This window comes from Rahnella sp. AN3-3W3, from assembly GCF_003263545.1.
GTDB lineage: Bacteria > Pseudomonadota > Gammaproteobacteria > Enterobacterales > Enterobacteriaceae > Rahnella > Rahnella variigena.
Window position 1 is genome coordinate 23,696 of record NZ_JYDG01000025.1, and the last position, 15,237, is coordinate 38,932.

Annotated in this window: 20 protein-coding genes and 1 pseudogene; 15 read left to right on the top strand and 6 right to left on the bottom strand. The window is 48.3% G+C overall.

Going from position 1 to position 15,237, the window contains the following annotated elements; genetic code table 11:
• The 10 genes from secY (at position 1) to UC15_RS09100 (ending at position 5,745) form a co-directional block, all read left to right on the top strand.
• Positions 1-1,332, top strand: a complete 1,332-nt coding sequence (secY, locus tag UC15_RS09055; protein ID WP_013573703.1) for a preprotein translocase subunit SecY — start codon at positions 1-3, stop codon at positions 1,330-1,332.
• Positions 1,333-1,365: 33 nt separating this feature from the next.
• On the top strand, positions 1,366-1,482 hold the full coding sequence (gene rpmJ, locus UC15_RS09060; protein WP_002227352.1) for a 50S ribosomal protein L36: 117 nt from the start codon (positions 1,366-1,368) through the stop codon (positions 1,480-1,482).
• Positions 1,483-1,630: 148 nt separating this feature from the next.
• Positions 1,631-1,987 carry a 30S ribosomal protein S13 gene (gene rpsM, locus UC15_RS09065; RefSeq protein WP_013573704.1) on the top strand — a complete coding sequence of 119 codons (357 nt, stop codon included), beginning with the start codon at positions 1,631-1,633 and terminating at the stop codon, positions 1,985-1,987.
• A gap of 17 nt (positions 1,988-2,004) precedes the next feature.
• Positions 2,005-2,394 carry a 30S ribosomal protein S11 gene (gene rpsK / locus UC15_RS09070; protein WP_004929731.1) on the top strand — a complete coding sequence of 130 codons (390 nt, stop codon included), beginning with the start codon at positions 2,005-2,007 and terminating at the stop codon, positions 2,392-2,394.
• A gap of 30 nt (positions 2,395-2,424) precedes the next feature.
• Complete coding sequence (gene rpsD, locus UC15_RS09075) at positions 2,425-3,045, top strand: 30S ribosomal protein S4 (protein WP_112288139.1); 621 nt, start codon at positions 2,425-2,427, stop codon at positions 3,043-3,045.
• Between the two features lie 25 nt (positions 3,046-3,070).
• Positions 3,071-4,060 carry a DNA-directed RNA polymerase subunit alpha gene (gene rpoA, locus UC15_RS09080; protein ID WP_002919219.1) on the top strand — a complete coding sequence of 330 codons (990 nt, stop codon included), beginning with the start codon at positions 3,071-3,073 and terminating at the stop codon, positions 4,058-4,060.
• 40 nt (positions 4,061-4,100) lie between these two features.
• Positions 4,101-4,490, top strand: coding sequence for a 50S ribosomal protein L17 (gene rplQ / locus UC15_RS09085; protein WP_013573706.1), 390 nt, complete (start codon positions 4,101-4,103; stop codon positions 4,488-4,490).
• 169 nt (positions 4,491-4,659) lie between these two features.
• Positions 4,660-5,028: a DUF1992 domain-containing protein gene (locus UC15_RS09090; RefSeq protein ID WP_112288140.1), complete on the top strand. Its 369-nt coding sequence runs from the start codon at positions 4,660-4,662 to the stop codon at positions 5,026-5,028.
• A gap of 1 nt (position 5,029) precedes the next feature.
• Complete coding sequence (gene zntR, locus UC15_RS09095) at positions 5,030-5,446, top strand: Zn(2+)-responsive transcriptional regulator (RefSeq protein WP_112288141.1); 417 nt, start codon at positions 5,030-5,032, stop codon at positions 5,444-5,446.
• Between the two features lie 98 nt (positions 5,447-5,544).
• Positions 5,545-5,745 carry an alternative ribosome-rescue factor A gene (locus tag UC15_RS09100; protein ID WP_112288142.1) on the top strand — a complete coding sequence of 67 codons (201 nt, stop codon included), beginning with the start codon at positions 5,545-5,547 and terminating at the stop codon, positions 5,743-5,745.
• A gap of 34 nt (positions 5,746-5,779) precedes the next feature.
• Here the strand turns inward: UC15_RS09100 and mscL are convergent, their stop codons facing one another.
• The 5 genes from mscL to def all read right to left on the bottom strand — a co-directional run bounded on the left by mscL (position 5,780) and on the right by def (position 10,597).
• The gene (gene mscL / locus UC15_RS09105; RefSeq protein ID WP_112288143.1) at positions 5,780-6,196 is read right to left on the bottom strand and encodes a large-conductance mechanosensitive channel protein MscL; all 417 of its coding nucleotides are present in this window, start codon (positions 6,194-6,196) and stop codon (positions 5,780-5,782) included.
• A gap of 125 nt (positions 6,197-6,321) precedes the next feature.
• The gene (gene trkA / locus UC15_RS09110; RefSeq protein WP_112288144.1) at positions 6,322-7,698 is read right to left on the bottom strand and encodes a Trk system potassium transporter TrkA; all 1,377 of its coding nucleotides are present in this window, start codon (positions 7,696-7,698) and stop codon (positions 6,322-6,324) included.
• Positions 7,699-7,758: 60 nt separating this feature from the next.
• Positions 7,759-9,048, bottom strand: coding sequence for a 16S rRNA (cytosine(967)-C(5))-methyltransferase RsmB (rsmB, locus tag UC15_RS09115; RefSeq protein WP_112288145.1), 1,290 nt, complete (start codon positions 9,046-9,048; stop codon positions 7,759-7,761).
• 75 nt (positions 9,049-9,123) lie between these two features.
• Positions 9,124-10,083 carry a methionyl-tRNA formyltransferase gene (gene fmt, locus UC15_RS09120; RefSeq protein ID WP_198659689.1) on the bottom strand — a complete coding sequence of 320 codons (960 nt, stop codon included), beginning with the start codon at positions 10,081-10,083 and terminating at the stop codon, positions 9,124-9,126.
• Between the two features lies 1 nt (position 10,084).
• Complete coding sequence (gene def / locus UC15_RS09125) at positions 10,085-10,597, bottom strand: peptide deformylase (protein ID WP_112288147.1); 513 nt, start codon at positions 10,595-10,597, stop codon at positions 10,085-10,087.
• Between the two features lie 128 nt (positions 10,598-10,725).
• Here def and dprA point away from each other — a divergent pair.
• The 5 genes and pseudogenes from dprA to aroE all read left to right on the top strand — a co-directional run bounded on the left by dprA (position 10,726) and on the right by aroE (position 14,316).
• A pseudogene (gene dprA, locus UC15_RS09130) lies at positions 10,726-11,894 on the top strand (DNA-protecting protein DprA).
• On the top strand, positions 11,866-12,339 hold the full coding sequence (locus UC15_RS09135; RefSeq protein WP_112288149.1) for a DUF494 family protein: 474 nt from the start codon (positions 11,866-11,868) through the stop codon (positions 12,337-12,339). The pseudogene dprA and the gene UC15_RS09135 overlap by 29 nt, the downstream one beginning before the upstream one ends.
• A gap of 24 nt (positions 12,340-12,363) precedes the next feature.
• Positions 12,364-12,924 (top strand): type I DNA topoisomerase, encoded by a 561-nt coding sequence (locus UC15_RS09140; protein ID WP_112288150.1) that lies wholly within the window; start codon positions 12,364-12,366, stop codon positions 12,922-12,924.
• Positions 12,917-13,486, top strand: coding sequence for an L-threonylcarbamoyladenylate synthase type 1 TsaC (gene tsaC, locus UC15_RS09145; RefSeq protein WP_112288151.1), 570 nt, complete (start codon positions 12,917-12,919; stop codon positions 13,484-13,486). Before UC15_RS09140 ends, tsaC begins: the two co-directional genes overlap by 8 nt.
• Before the next feature lie 8 nt (positions 13,487-13,494).
• The gene (gene aroE, locus UC15_RS09150) at positions 13,495-14,316 is read left to right on the top strand and encodes a shikimate dehydrogenase (protein ID WP_198659688.1); all 822 of its coding nucleotides are present in this window, start codon (positions 13,495-13,497) and stop codon (positions 14,314-14,316) included.
• A gap of 50 nt (positions 14,317-14,366) precedes the next feature.
• On the opposite strand, the gene UC15_RS09155 is transcribed toward aroE, so the two are convergent.
• Positions 14,367-14,909 carry a gamma carbonic anhydrase family protein gene (locus tag UC15_RS09155; protein WP_112288153.1) on the bottom strand — a complete coding sequence of 181 codons (543 nt, stop codon included), beginning with the start codon at positions 14,907-14,909 and terminating at the stop codon, positions 14,367-14,369.
• Positions 14,910-15,237 lie beyond the last annotated feature (328 nt).

Genomic DNA, 15,237 nt, shown 5'->3' on the forward strand with positions numbered 1-15,237 from the left:
ATGGCTAAGCAACCGGGATTAGATTTTCAAAGTGCCAAGGGTGGACTAGGCGAACTGAAGCGCAGACTTTTGTTTGTTATCGGTGCGCTGATTGTTTTCCGTATCGGCTCTTTTATTCCGATCCCTGGTATTGATGCCACTGTACTTGCCAAATTGCTCGAGCAGCAAAGAGGTACCATCATTGAAATGTTTAACATGTTCTCTGGTGGTGCCCTTAGCCGTGCTTCAATCTTTGCTCTGGGGATCATGCCGTACATTTCAGCATCGATCATTATCCAGTTGTTAACGGTGGTTCATCCAGCGTTAGCAGAAATTAAGAAAGAAGGGGAGGCTGGCCGTCGTAAGATTAGTCAGTACACCCGTTACGGTACGCTGGTATTGGCAGTGTTTCAGTCGATCGGTATTGCTACCGGTCTACCGAACATGCCTGGTATGCAGGGCCTGGTTTTAAATCCAGGCTTTGCGTTCTACTTTACCGCAGTTGTGAGCTTAGTGACTGGGACAATGTTCCTGATGTGGCTGGGTGAGCAGATTACTGAACGAGGTATCGGTAACGGTATTTCAATCATAATTTTTGCTGGTATCGTAGCGGGTCTCCCGCCGGCGATTGCACATACTATTGAACAAGCTCGGCAAGGCGACCTGCACTTCCTCCTGTTGCTGTTGGTTGCAGTTTTAGTGTTTGCAGTGACTTTCTTTGTGGTGTTTGTTGAACGTGGTCAACGTCGTATCGTCGTTAACTATGCTAAACGCCAACAAGGTCGTCGTGTCTATGCAGCACAGAGCACGCACTTACCGTTGAAAGTGAATATGGCCGGGGTTATCCCAGCAATCTTCGCTTCCAGCATTATTCTGTTCCCTGCCACGATTGCATCATGGTTTGGGGGCGGGACTGGTTGGAACTGGCTGACAACGATTTCGCTGTATTTGCAGCCTGGGCAACCGCTTTATGTGTTACTCTATGCGACTGCAATCATCTTCTTCTGTTTCTTTTATACTGCGTTGGTGTTCAACCCGCGTGAGACAGCAGATAACCTGAAGAAGTCCGGTGCATTTGTACCAGGAATTCGTCCGGGAGAGCAAACGGCGAAGTACATCGATAAAGTAATGACTCGTTTAACCTTAATCGGTGCGATGTATATTACTTTCATCTGCCTTATCCCGGAGTTCATGCGTGACGCGATGAAAGTTCCATTCTACTTTGGTGGTACTTCTCTACTGATCGTAGTCGTCGTTATCATGGACTTTATGGCTCAAGTGCAAACTCTGATGATGTCAAGTCAGTACGAGTCTGCATTGAAGAAAGCAAACCTGAAAGGCTACAACCGCTAATCTGGTGAGTTTGCGAAGTTACGGAGAGTAAAAATGAAAGTTCGTGCTTCCGTCAAGAAATTATGTCGTAACTGCAAAATTGTTAAGCGTAACGGTGTCGTTCGCGTAATCTGCAGTGCAGAACCGAAGCATAAACAGCGTCAAGGCTGATTATCTCGCATATTTTTCTTGCAAAGTTGGGTTGAGCTGGCTAGATTAGCCAGCCAATCTTTTGTATGTAAGCAGCAATACTATTTGAGTATCCTGAAAACGGGCTTTTCAGAATGGTGTTGCCGTATATAAATAGTAGGAGTGCATAGTGGCCCGTATAGCAGGCATTAACATTCCTGATCAGAAACATACCGTGATCGCATTAACTTCGATCTACGGCATCGGTAAAACCCGCTCACAGTCTATCTGTGCTGCATCCGGTATTGCTGAAAATGTTAAGATCAGTGAGCTGTCTGAAGAGCAAATCGAAAAACTGCGTGACGAAGTTGCCAAGTTCATTGTTGAAGGTGATCTGCGTCGTGAAGTCACCCTGAGCATCAAGCGTCTTATGGACCTTGGGACTTATCGTGGTTTGCGTCATCGTCGTGGTCTTCCAGTACGCGGTCAGCGTACCAAGACTAACGCACGTACCCGTAAGGGTCCGCGTAAACCGATCAAGAAATAATCGGGGTGATTGAATAAATGGCAAAGGCACCTGTTCGTACACGTAAACGTGTAAGAAAACAAGTCTCTGACGGCGTGGCTCATATCCATGCTTCTTTCAACAACACCATTGTTACCATTACCGATCGTCAGGGTAATGCTTTGGGTTGGGCAACAGCTGGTGGTTCCGGTTTCCGTGGTTCTCGTAAATCCACTCCGTTCGCAGCTCAGGTTGCAGCAGAGCGCTGCGCTGACGCAGTGAAAGAATACGGTATCAAGAATCTGGAAGTTATGGTTAAAGGACCTGGTCCTGGTCGTGAGTCTACTATCCGCGCATTAAACGCGGCTGGTTTCCGCATCACTAATATTACTGATGTGACTCCTATCCCTCATAACGGTTGTCGTCCGCCGAAAAAGCGTCGCGTATAACGCTGCTTTTAGGTTTGTTGGAGAGAGAAAATGGCAAGATATTTGGGTCCTAAGCTCAAGCTTAGCCGTCGTGAGGGCACAGATTTATTCCTTAAATCTGGCGTTCGCGCGATCGATACCAAGTGTAAAATTGAACAAGCTCCTGGTCAGCATGGTGCGCGTAAACCGCGTCTGTCTGACTATGGTGTGCAGTTACGTGAAAAGCAAAAAGTTCGCCGTACTTACGGTGTTCTGGAGCGCCAGTTCCGTAACTATTACAAAGAAGCAGCACGCCTGAAAGGCAACACCGGTGAAAACCTGTTGCAACTGCTTGAAGGTCGTTTGGACAACGTCGTTTATCGTATGGGCTTCGGCGCTACTCGTGCGGAATCGCGCCAGTTAGTTAGCCACAAAGCTATCATCGTAAACGGTCGCGTTGTTAACATCGCTTCTTATCAGGTATCTCCGAATGACGTTGTCAGCATCCGTGAGAAAGCTAAAAAGCAATCTCGCGTGAAGGCCGCTTTGGAGTTGGCTGAACAGCGTGAAAAGCCGACTTGGCTTGAAGTTGATGCTGCTAAGATGGAAGGTGTGTTCAAGCGTATGCCTGAACGTACTGATCTGTCTTCCGACATTAACGAACACCTGATCGTCGAGCTTTACTCCAAGTAAAGCTTAGTACCAAAGAGAGGACACAATGCAGGGTTCTGTGACAGAGTTTCTAAAACCGCGCCTGGTAGATATCGAGCAAGTCAGTTCGACGCACGCCAAGGTGACCCTTGAGCCTTTAGAACGTGGCTTTGGCCATACTTTAGGCAACGCACTGCGCCGTATTCTGCTTTCATCCATGCCGGGTTGCGCGGTGACCGAGGTTGAGATTGATGGTGTACTGCATGAGTACAGCACCAAAGAAGGCGTACAGGAAGATATCCTGGAGATCCTGCTCAACCTGAAAGGGCTGGCGGTGAGAGTTCAAGGTAAAGATGAAGTTATTCTTACCCTGAATAAGTCTGGCATTGGCCCTGTGACTGCAGCCGACATTACCCATGATGGTGATGTCGAAATCGTCAAGCCGCAACACGTCATCTGCCACCTGACCGATGAAAACGCTGCTATCAGCATGCGTATCAAAGTTCAGCGCGGTCGTGGTTATGTGCCGGCGTCTGCCCGAATTCATTCGGAAGAAGATGAGCGCCCAATTGGTCGTCTGTTAGTAGACGCATGCTACAGCCCTGTAGAGCGAATTGCCTACAATGTTGAAGCAGCGCGTGTAGAACAGCGTACTGATTTGGACAAGCTGGTTATCGAAATGGAAACCAACGGTACGATCGATCCTGAAGAGGCGATCCGTCGTGCGGCAACCATTCTTGCTGAACAACTTGAAGCTTTCGTTGATTTACGTGATGTACGTCAACCGGAAGTCAAAGAAGAGAAGCCGGAATTCGATCCAATCCTGCTGCGCCCTGTTGACGATCTGGAATTGACTGTCCGCTCTGCTAACTGCCTTAAGGCAGAAGCAATCCACTACATCGGTGATCTGGTACAGCGTACCGAGGTTGAGTTACTTAAAACACCTAACCTGGGTAAAAAATCTCTTACTGAGATCAAAGACGTACTTGCGTCCCGTGGTTTGTCTCTGGGCATGCGCCTGGAAAACTGGCCACCAGCAAGTATTGCTGACGAGTAACCGGATCACAGGTTAAGGTTTTACTGAGAAGGATAAGGTCATGCGCCATCGTAAGAGTGGTCGTCAACTGAACCGTAACAGCAGCCACCGACAGGCTATGTTCCGTAACATGGCCGGCTCTTTGGTTCGTCATGAGATCATCAAGACGACCCTGCCGAAAGCGAAAGAGCTGCGTCGCGTTGTTGAGCCGCTGATTACTCTTGCCAAGACCGACAACGTTGCAAATCGTCGTCTGGCATTCGCCCGTACTCGTGATAACGAGATCGTGGCAAAACTGTTTAATGAACTGGGCCCGCGTTTCGCGAGCCGTGCCGGTGGTTACACTCGTATTCTTAAGTGTGGCTTCCGTGCAGGCGACAATGCGCCGATGGCATACATCGAGCTCGTTGATCGTGCAGAGTCAAAAGCAGAAGTAGCAACTGCTGAATAATCTGTAGATGCATGAAAAAACCGGGCTTATGCCCGGTTTTTTTACATCTAAAATTTGGACTATCCAGTTTCTTCACTGCCGGCACAATTGAATCTGAATTCCCTCCCCGTTCGCGCTAAGCTGCAAGTATGTTCTATGATGATCCTTTCAATTTTCTAAAGGCAAAATCATGTTCCTTATTGACCAGTGGGTAGAGAAACACATCAAAGATGCTCAGGAAAAGGGGGAGTTTGATAATCTGCCAGGCAAAGGGCAGCCATTAAGTCTGGATGATGACAGCGCTGTACCCGAAGACTTAAGAGTCGCATTCCGCATCTTAAAAAATGCAGGCTATTTGCCACCAGCGCTTCAGGACAGAAAGGAAGCTGTCGAGTTAGAGCATTTATTACAGACGCTGGACAATGATGACCCACAGTTTGCCGTTTCTGAAAAACGACTCAGAGTTCTTCAACTGCGGTTGCAGCAGGCGGGTATGAATACTGGTTTTTTGCAGGGGCATTATAAAGATGCACTGCAGGATAAATTCAGGGGGAAATAGTATGTACAAAATTGGTGAGCTGGCCGGATTGGCAAATGTTTCCGCTGACACTGTCCGCTACTATGAGAAGCAAGGGATGATGAGCCCTGGCACCCGCAATCCTTCGGGTTATCGCCAATATGATGATAATGATCTGCAGCGGCTTCGTTTTATCCGTTATGCTAAATCGACAGGATTTACGTTGGACGCCATCAAGGAGCTGCTATCAATTCGCATCGATCCTTTGCAACACACGTGTCAGGAATCTAAAGCAATTGTGGACGAACGACTTACTGAGGTTGAGTTCAAGTTACAGGAATTGACCCAGATGCGCGAGTCGCTACAAAGACTGAGTGCTGCCTGCTGCGGTTCGGCGCATACCAGCGTAACTTGCTCTATTTTAGAAGCTTTAGAGGATGGTGCGGGAAAAGTTAGCTAAATGGTTTAGTCATTTTATATACCACTATCGGGCAGAAAATTTTCGCAGTATGATGTGTACGGATTTTGTCCAAAATGTATTTCACATATCGAGGATCTATGACTCAGTATAAGCATCAAAAAGGTATTATTCAGGATAATGCGTTGCAGGCTCTTCTCCATGATCCACTTTTCAAACAGCGTATTGAGAAGAATCAGAAAGGGAAAGGAAGTTATCGTCGTAAAGAGAAGAATGGGAAGGGGAGTTATCTGGAGGGCAGTGTTGAGTGTTCAGTCGAATATTCAACACTGCCCTTCTAAAATCAGTCAGAGTTTAACTGCCTGACTTTTACTTTTAGAGTTTTGGCGTCTGTTGTTCTTTCAGCAAATCACGAATTTCCGCCAGTAATGTTTCTTCTGCCGTTGGTTTTGGCGGAGCTGCAGGAGCATCTTCTTGCTTACGACGCATCTTGTTCATCAGCGTGATCGCCATGAATATCGCCAAAGCAACGATGATGAAATCAAAAACGTTCTGAATAAACACGCCGTAGTGCATAACAACGGCTGGCGTAGCGCCCTGAGCATCTCTTAGAACAAAAGCAAATTGTTTAAAATCTACCCCGCCAATCAATAATCCCAGTGGTGGCATAATAATATCGGCGACAAATGATGACACTATTTTGCCAAATGCTGCACCGATGATGACACCCACAGCAAGGTCAACCACGTTGCCACGCATGGCAAACTCACGAAACTCTTTCATAAAACTCATAAAATACTCCTTGGCAAATTCATCAAATGTGTCAAAACAAGTAAAGACCATTTGTAGAGTCTTCGCTACAAAAGTTCTTATCAGAATACTAATTAGCGGAAATTCCTATAAGCCTCTTCATCCAATTATAAGAAGAATGGACTCGGCTGGAACAACCGCTCAACGTCTCTGACAAATTTCTTATCGGTAATGAACATAACAACGTGATCACCTTGTTGGATCCTGCTGGTACCGTTAGCAATGATCACATCGTTCCCGCGAACAATCGCACCAATGGTTGTACCTGGCGGAAGTTTGATTTGTTCGACTGTACGGCCAACTACTTTTGAGGTGGTTTCATCACCATGTGCAATGGCCTCGATGGCTTCAGCAACACCGCGGCGCAGCGAAGAAACGCTGACAATATCAGCTTTTCTGACATGCCCCAGTAATGCGGAAATTGTGGCCTGCTGCGGTGAAATCGCAATATCGATTACGCTGCCCTGAACCAAATCCACGTAAGCGCTGCGTTGGATAAGGACCATCGCTTTCTTCGCACCCATTCGCTTGGCCAGCATGGCAGACATGATGTTAGCTTCATCATCATTGGTAATGGCAATGAAAACATCAACCTGCTCAATATGCTCTTCGGCCAGAAGTTCCTGATCTGAAGCGTCCCCATAGAAGACGATAGTGTCTTGCAAAAGCTCGGCAAGCTCGGCGGCGCGCTGCTGATCGCGTTCGATAAGTTTTACGCTGTAATTTTTCTCAAGGCGTTGCGCCAAACCCGCGCCGACATTGCCACCGCCAACGATCATAATCCGCTTATAAGGTTTTTCCAGTCTCTGGAGTTCACTCATGACGGCACGGATATGCTGCGATGCCGCCACAAAGAAGACTTCATCACCTGCTTCAATGATGGTCGAACCTTGAGGACGGATCGGACGATCCTGACGGAATATTGCGGCCACTCGCGTTTCAATATGCGGCATATGTTCACGCATAGAAGAAAGCGCGTTACCGACCAGTGGTCCGCCGTAGTAGGCTTTCACAGCGGCGATACTGACCTTTCCTTCAGCAAAATTGACAACCTGAAGTGCACCAGGATACTCGATAAGTTTGTAGATATAGTCTGTGACTAATTGCTCTGGCGAGATCAGATGATCAATTGGAACGGCTTCAGGCAAGAACAGCTTTTCAGATTCGCGGATGTATTCCGTTGAGCGAATACGCGCTATACGATTAGGCGTGTTAAACAGCGAGTAGGCTATCTGGCAAGCAATCATATTGGTTTCGTCAGAATTGGTCACAGCGACCAGCATATCCGCGTCTTCAGCGCCGGCCTCACGCAATACACGCGGATGCGAGCCATGTCCCTGTACAACCCGAAGATCGAATTTATCTTGCAGTTGGCGTAACCGGACGGTATTGGTGTCGACAACGGTAATATCATTGTTTTCACCCACCAGGTTTTCGGCGAGTGTTCCGCCAACCTGCCCGGCACCGAGAATTATTATTTTCATATGACTCTCTGCTTTGCCTCAACACTGTCAGCCAGCATCAATGCTGCTGACAGGAAATGATTAACTTTTAATAAGTTTAGCGTAATAGAAACCGTCGCCATCTTCAGCATGAGGAAGATTTTGTCGTCCGGGATTTTCCAGCGTGCCAGTTTCGACCAATGTCGCATCCGGATGTGATTGCAGGAATGCGGCCACTTGCTGAGAATTTTCATCCGGTAATACTGAGCAGGTGGCATAGACTAATACGCCCTTACTTTTCAGTCTTGGCCATACAGCTTCAAGGATTTCTCTTTGAAGACCCGCAAGTTCAGCAATATCGCTGTCTCTGCGTAGCCATTTAATGTCGGGATGTCTGCGGATTACGCCGGTTGCTGAACAAGGCGCATCAAGCAAAATACGGTCAAATATCCGATCACCCGCCCAAACCTGCGGCTCGCGGCCATCACCCTGTTTGACTTCGGCACTTAGTTTCAAACGTTGCAAGTTTTCATGCACACGCTTCAAACGCTGCTCGTCCACATCAACTGCCAGAACATGAGCTTTTGGTGCAGCTTCCAAAATGTGCGTGGTCTTTCCCCCCGGCGCACAGCACAAATCGAGGATCATCTCGCCATTCTGTGGATCCAGCAGATCAACGCTTCCTTGTGCCGATGCATCCTGAACGGTGACCCAACCTTCCGCAAATCCTGGAAGGAGATTGACCTGACAAGGCGTGACTAATCGCAATGCATCACGGTATTCAGTATGTGCAACGGCCTCAATCTGGGCGTCGTTAAGTAATTGCAGATACTCATCGCGGGTGTGATGCATGCGGTTTACGCGCAGCCACATAGGCGGTCTTTGGTTGTTTGCTTCTACAATACTTTCCCATTGCTCGGGATACGCTTTTTTGAGGCGGTTCAGCAACCAGCTTGGGTGAAGATAGCGACTGTCATTGTTCGCCATGCGTTGCAACAATTCTTCCTGTTGACGCTGGAACTGACGCAGAACCCCGTTGATAAGACCTTTCAACTGAGGGCGTTTCAGGGCAACGGCACCTTCGACGGTTTCTGCAAGAACGGCGTGTGCCGGAATACGGGTATGCATCAGCTGGTAGAGGCCAACCATCAGTAAATAATGCAAAGTTCTCTGCTTGCCGGTGAGCGGTTTTGCCATCAGTTGCTGCAAACACCATTCCAGCTGAGGAAGAACCCGCAAGGTACCGAAGCAGAGTTCCTGAAGTAACCCACGATCTTTATCTGAGACATTTTTTTGCAAGCCAGGCAGAACGGTCGAAAGAGACAGACCTTTGTCCAACACCTGGCTAATGGCTTGAGCTGCAATACTACGGAGATTATAGGCTGTTTTCATAGTCAAAAAAGCTGACCGAAGCCAGCATTATCAGAGAGATATGGCCCGACGAGATATCGGGCGTAGTCGTAAAGGTCAGGCTAAAAGTGTGCCTTCGATAAACCATTCACGACGAGAGTTAAGCAAGTCCTGTGCGGACATCGCCTTTTTACCCGAAGGTTGTAGCTGGGTGATATTCAGAACGCCGTCAGATGTCGCGACCAGAATCCCTTTTTTGTCAGCAGAGATGATAGTTCCCGGCAATTTATCGTGTTGCGTTGCCAGACATTCAGCCTGCCAGACTTTCACGGGCTGATCATCAATCATAAAGAAGCTGACGGGCCATGGGTTAAATGCACGAATACAGCGTTCAAGTTGTTCGGCCGACAGATTCCAGTCTAAGCGGGCTTCTTCCTTGCTGAGTTTCTCAGCGTAGGTTACGTGCTCTTCGCTTTGAACTTCAGGTTTTGCTGTGCCGTTCGCCAGCTGCTGTAATGTTTCAAGCATACCCTGCGGACCCAGCTCAGCCAGCTTGTTGTAAAGCGATGCGCTGGTATCTTCCGGCAGAATGTCACATTCTACTTTGTGCAGCATATCGCCGGTATCAAGGCCGACATCCATCTGCATGATGGTGACACCCGTTTTAGCATCCCCAGCCCACAATGAACGTTGAATAGGGGCCGCGCCGCGCCAGCGGGGCAGAAGAGAACCATGAACGTTAATGCAGCCCAATTTCGGCATATCGAGCACGGCTTTTGGCAGGATTAAACCATAAGCTACGACTACCATGATGTCAGCCCCGAGCGCTGAAACCAGAGACTGATTTTCTTCAGGACGCAGAGATTTTGGCTGAAAAACAGGGATGTCGTGAGTTTGAGCCAGAATCTTCACCGGACTTGCGGTCAGTTTATTACCGCGGCCGGCGGGGCGATCAGGCTGAGTAAAAACGCCTACCACCTGATGTTCTGATGATAAAAGCGCGTCAAGATGACGCGCTGCAAAGTCGGGAGTACCGGCAAATATGATTCGCAAAGCAGTGTCCTGTGTTACACGAATATTAGTCAGCCCGTGCGTTCAGCTTGGCCATTTTTTCCATCTTCTGGCGGATACGCTGACGTTTCAATGGGGACAAATAATCCACAAATAATTTACCCACCAGATGATCCATTTCATGCTGGATACAGATCGCCAGCAAGTCATCAGCTTCTAGCTCAAAGGTTTTACCGTCGCGATCAAGCGCACGTACTTTGACTTTCTCTGCACGCGGCACGAGAGCCCGTTGATCAGGGATCGACAGGCAGCCTTCTTCAATCCCTGTTTCGCCGCTTTTTTCCAGCAGTTCAGGGTTGATGAGAACCAAACGCTCGTCGCGGTTTTCAGAGACATCAATCACGATGATGCGTTGATGAATGTCTACCTGAGTCGCAGCCAGGCCGATGCCTTCTTCTGCATACATGGTTTCAAACATATCATCCACGATCTGCTGAATTTCGGCGTTAACTTCTTTGACCGGTTTTGCAGTAATGCGAAGCCGCTCGTCTGGGAAATGTAATATCTGTAATACGGACATATTTTTCTGGATCTTTATTCAAATGATTGAAGATATATAGACTCTATTCTAGACATTTCCCGCTGCGATTGACAGCATCCTCTGCCAATTGAATCAGTCGCTGAAAGGCATTAAGCAAGGAAAGCATAATGACACTACAGGAAGTGTGGGTACGTTTGTCGAGAGTTGAAGCCTTGATGCGGGTCTGGCCGAAGGGATTATCCAGTCATTATTTAACAGCGGAATTTATTCCCCCTCTGCATTAGTAAGTTGCGGTCTTTCAGAGGGACAACTCTCGGAGTTTCGACATTGTAATGCGCAATGGGTTGCAGAATCACTGAGATGGCTGGAAGGCGATCATCACCATCTGATTACTTTTGGCAGCGCTTTGTATTCGGCTTTGTTGGCCCAAATATCTTCTCCTCCATTGATTCTGTTTGTGGAAGGGGATCCTGATTTACTGTCCTCGCCTCAAATCGCGATGGTCGGGAGTCGTGAATTTACTCATTACGGCGAACAATACGCGCAGGTCTTTGCCAGCGGGCTGGTAAGTAGCGGTTTTACTGTGACGAGCGGTCTGGCTATGGGGATCGACGGAATTAGTCACCGTGCAACGCTTGCGGCGCAGGGGAAAACGATTGCTGTTCTGGGAAGCGGATTGTTAAAACGTTATCCGCCCCGGCATTCAACGCTAGCTCAGCACATTCTTGAAACTGGAGGGGCACTGGTGTCAGAGCATTTAGTGACGGCTCCGCCGCTCGCTGCACATTTTCCCCGACGTAACAGGATAATTAGCGGATTAAGCGCTGGCGTGCTGGTCATCGAGGCAACATTACGCAGTGGTTCCCTTATCACTGCCCGTTACGCACTGGAGCAGGGAAGAGAAGTGTTCGCCCTCCCAGGCCCATTGGGCAGTGTGACATCAGAAGGCACGCACTGGCTTATTCAGCAGGGCGCTTATCTGGTGACGGAGCCTAACGATATTGCCGAGCATATTGGCAGCGGGCTGACCTGGTTTCCTGATATTCGTGCTTCAGAATCTTTTAAAAAGCCTGCAAACAAGAGTTCCGTTGCTCCACAGACGATTATTTGTGCGCAAGATAGCGAAGTTGAATTGCCATTTGCTGATGTGTTGGCTAACGTAGAATATGAGGTGACATCTGTTGACGTCGTCGCCGAACGTGCCGGCCAACCTGTGCCAGAAGTGGTAGGTAAGCTACTCGAGCTTGAGTTAGCAGGATGGATCGCAGCTGTATCCGGCGGCTATGTCCGAATTAAGAGGGCAAGCCATGTTCGACGTACTAATGTACTTATTTGAAACTTACATTCACAACGAAGCGGAGATGAATGTTGACGAGGATAGGTTAACGGATGACTTGACCGAAGCTGGTTTCCACCGGGCCGATATTCACAATGCGTTGAGTTGGCTTGAAAAACTTGCGGATATGCAAGAGGGTGGAACCCCATCTTATATGCTGGATTCCGATCCTTCAGCATTACGTATTTATACCGATGAGGAAACAAGTCGGTTAGATAGCAGTTGTCGTGGCTTTTTATTGTTCCTGGAACAGATCAAAGTACTGAACTTCGATACCAGAGAGATGGTTATCGATCGTGTTATGGCTCTGGACACTGAAGAATTCGATCTTGAGGATCTGAAGTGGGTCGTGCTGATGGTTCTCTTTAATATTCCCGGATATGAAAGTGCATATCAGCAAATGGAAGAGCTGTTGTTTGAGGTTAATGAAGGTTATCTGCATTAAGAGATAACAGGTAAAAAGTAAGATATGACAAAAGCAGCACTTTTTGCTGAGAAGCAAAATGAATCCTGTCCGGAATGCGGGGCCGATCTGGTGATCCGTAGTGGTCGCCACGGCCCCTTTCTGAGTTGTTCATCCTATCCACAATGCCAGTATATTCGTCCTCTGAAATCTCAGGCTGATGGCCATATTGTGAAAGTCCTGGATGGACAATTATGCCCTAAATGTGAGTCGACCTTAGTGCTGCGTCAGGGGCGTTACGGCATGTTTATTGGTTGTAGTCAGTATCCGGAATGTGACCACATTGAAGTGATAGATAAACCGGAAGAAACCAGCCTGGATTGCCCGCAATGTGGAAAAGGGCATTTGTTGCAGCGAAAATCACGCTTTGGCAAAGTGTTTCATGCCTGTGATCGTTACCCGGATTGTCAGTTTGCCATTAATAACAAGCCGGTGGCGGGGGAATGCGTCCATTGCCATTACCCTTTATTGATGGAAAAGAAAACGGCGCAGGGTATTAAGCTATTTTGTGCCAGTAAATTGTGCGGTAAGGCCGTAGAAATTAAAGATAACGAACAAGATGAATAAAAGCTTAGAAAACTCATTTACCCTCGTGCTTGATGCGCTGCGTGAGCAACAAGTCGTTGCTTATCCGACTGAGGCGGTCTTTGGTCTCGGATGTGATCCGGATAGCGAACAGGCTGTCGATGCGCTTCTGGCGCTAAAGAAGCGGCCAAAAGGTAAAGGTCTTATTCTGATTGCTGATAATTATCAGCAGCTTCTCCCTTATATAGATGACTCATTGCTCACTGAACAACAGCTTGCGCATATCTGCTCATTTTGGCCGGGCCCGGTAACGTGGGTCATGCCTGCGAAACCGTCAACGCCTGAATGGTTAACCGGACGCTTTACGTCGCTGGCGGTACGGGTCACAGATCATCCTCTGGTCAAAGAGCTTTGCCAAAAATTTGGTAAGCCGCTGGTATCTACCAGTGCGAATCTCAATGGCGAACCGCCATGCCGTTTGCCCGCAGAAGTCCGGCTCCAGTTTGGGGATAATTTCCCTGTAATTGATGGCGATGTCGGCGGAAGAGAAAATCCCTCAGAAATCCGGGATGCCCTTACCGGCAACCTGATCCGTCAAGGTTAAAGGAAAAAGTGATGCCATCTTTCGCGGTATTTGGAAATCCGATCGGCCACAGTAAATCCCCTCGTATTCATGCATTGTTTGCCAGCCAGACCGGAATCGATCACACCTACGGCACTGTGCTTGCTCCGCATGAAGAGTTTGAAAAAACGCTGCGAACCTTTTTCGACGACGGAGCCCGTGGGGCAAATATCACCGTGCCTTTCAAAGAGCGCGCTTTTGCAGAATCTGATGAACTGACTGACCGCGCTGCGATGTCCGGTGCTGTGAACACCCTCAAAAAGCTCAAAGACGGCCGGTTACTCGGGGACAACACTGATGGCATTGGCATGCTGAGTGATCTTGAGCGGCTGGCGCTTTTGAAGCAAAGTGATCGGGTTTTATTGATCGGTGCCGGCGGCGCGGCGAGAGGGGTGATACTTCCTTTGCTGTCTCATGGCTGTTCAGTGGTTGTCACCAACCGGACGTTTGAACGCGCACAACATCTGAGCCATATCTTCGAAGAAAAAGGGGATATCCGTGCTATCGCATTAGACGATCTGGCTGATGAGTCTTTCGATCTGATCATTAACGCCACGGCTTCGGGTATTAAAGGTGAGATCCCTGCGATCCCAGAAAAAGTGCTGACCGCGCAGACCCGTGTCTACGATATGTATTATCAGGCAGGTTTAACGCCTTTTCTCACCTGGGCTAAAAATAACGGGGTAACGGCTTATGCCGACGGGTTGGGAATGCTGGTGGGGCAAGCTGCCCATGCTTTCTATATGTGGCATGGTGTTATGCCAGAGATAGAGCCTGTGCTGGAGCAGTTAAAGAAAGACTTGCTGGCTTAACCAGTAATGCCTGAACAGTGTGCATTTTACTGTTCAGGCAACGCTATTCTTTATTGTTCCTGTGAACGGTAGAGATCTTTCCAGGTCACATAGTTATTCGAAGAGTATGTCAGCCCTGCAAGTTCCTCTGACGTCAGCTCGCGTATCTGTTTAACCGGACTGCCTAAATAGAGATAACCGCTTTCGAGGGTTTTTCCTGGCGGCACCAGACTGCCGGCGCCAATCATCACATCATCTTCAACGATCGCACCATCCAACAGTATCGATCCCATTCCTACCAGTACCCGGTTTCCGATAGTGCAACCATGCAACATAGCTTTATGGCCGACGGTCACGTCCTCTCCAATAATAAGAGGGTAGCCCTCAGGATTATGCCGCGACTGGTGAGTGACATGCAGCACGCTTCCATCCTGCACATTGGTTCTGCAGCCGATCACGACATTATTCACATCACCACGTATCACCACCAGCGGCCAGATACTGACATCATCAGCCAGATCCACATCACCAATCACCACACTGGAGGGATCAACCATGACTCTTTCTCCTAATGTTGGTGTTAATCCTTGATAAGCACGCAAAGCCTGAGACATCTGAAGCACCCCATAAGTGAGTTTTGACCTTGGCAATATAGTTCGGGTCTGAGGAAATACCAATTTCGGCTCAATCAGATCGGCGTGAAAACCAGCGGATCGAACGAGATCTCCGCGAAAGGGTTGAAAAACACGCAGTCGATCCTTTTATTGGAAAAAAGGCTTGTGCAAAAAATTCGGATCCCTATAATGCCGCTCCATCGACAGGGAACAACGTGAACAACATCACGAAGTGACCGGGTCGGAAAGATTAAAAACAGCGGCAACTGAGTAAAATAAACGGTTGACACTGAATGAGGAAAGCGTATTATACGCCACCTCGAGTTAG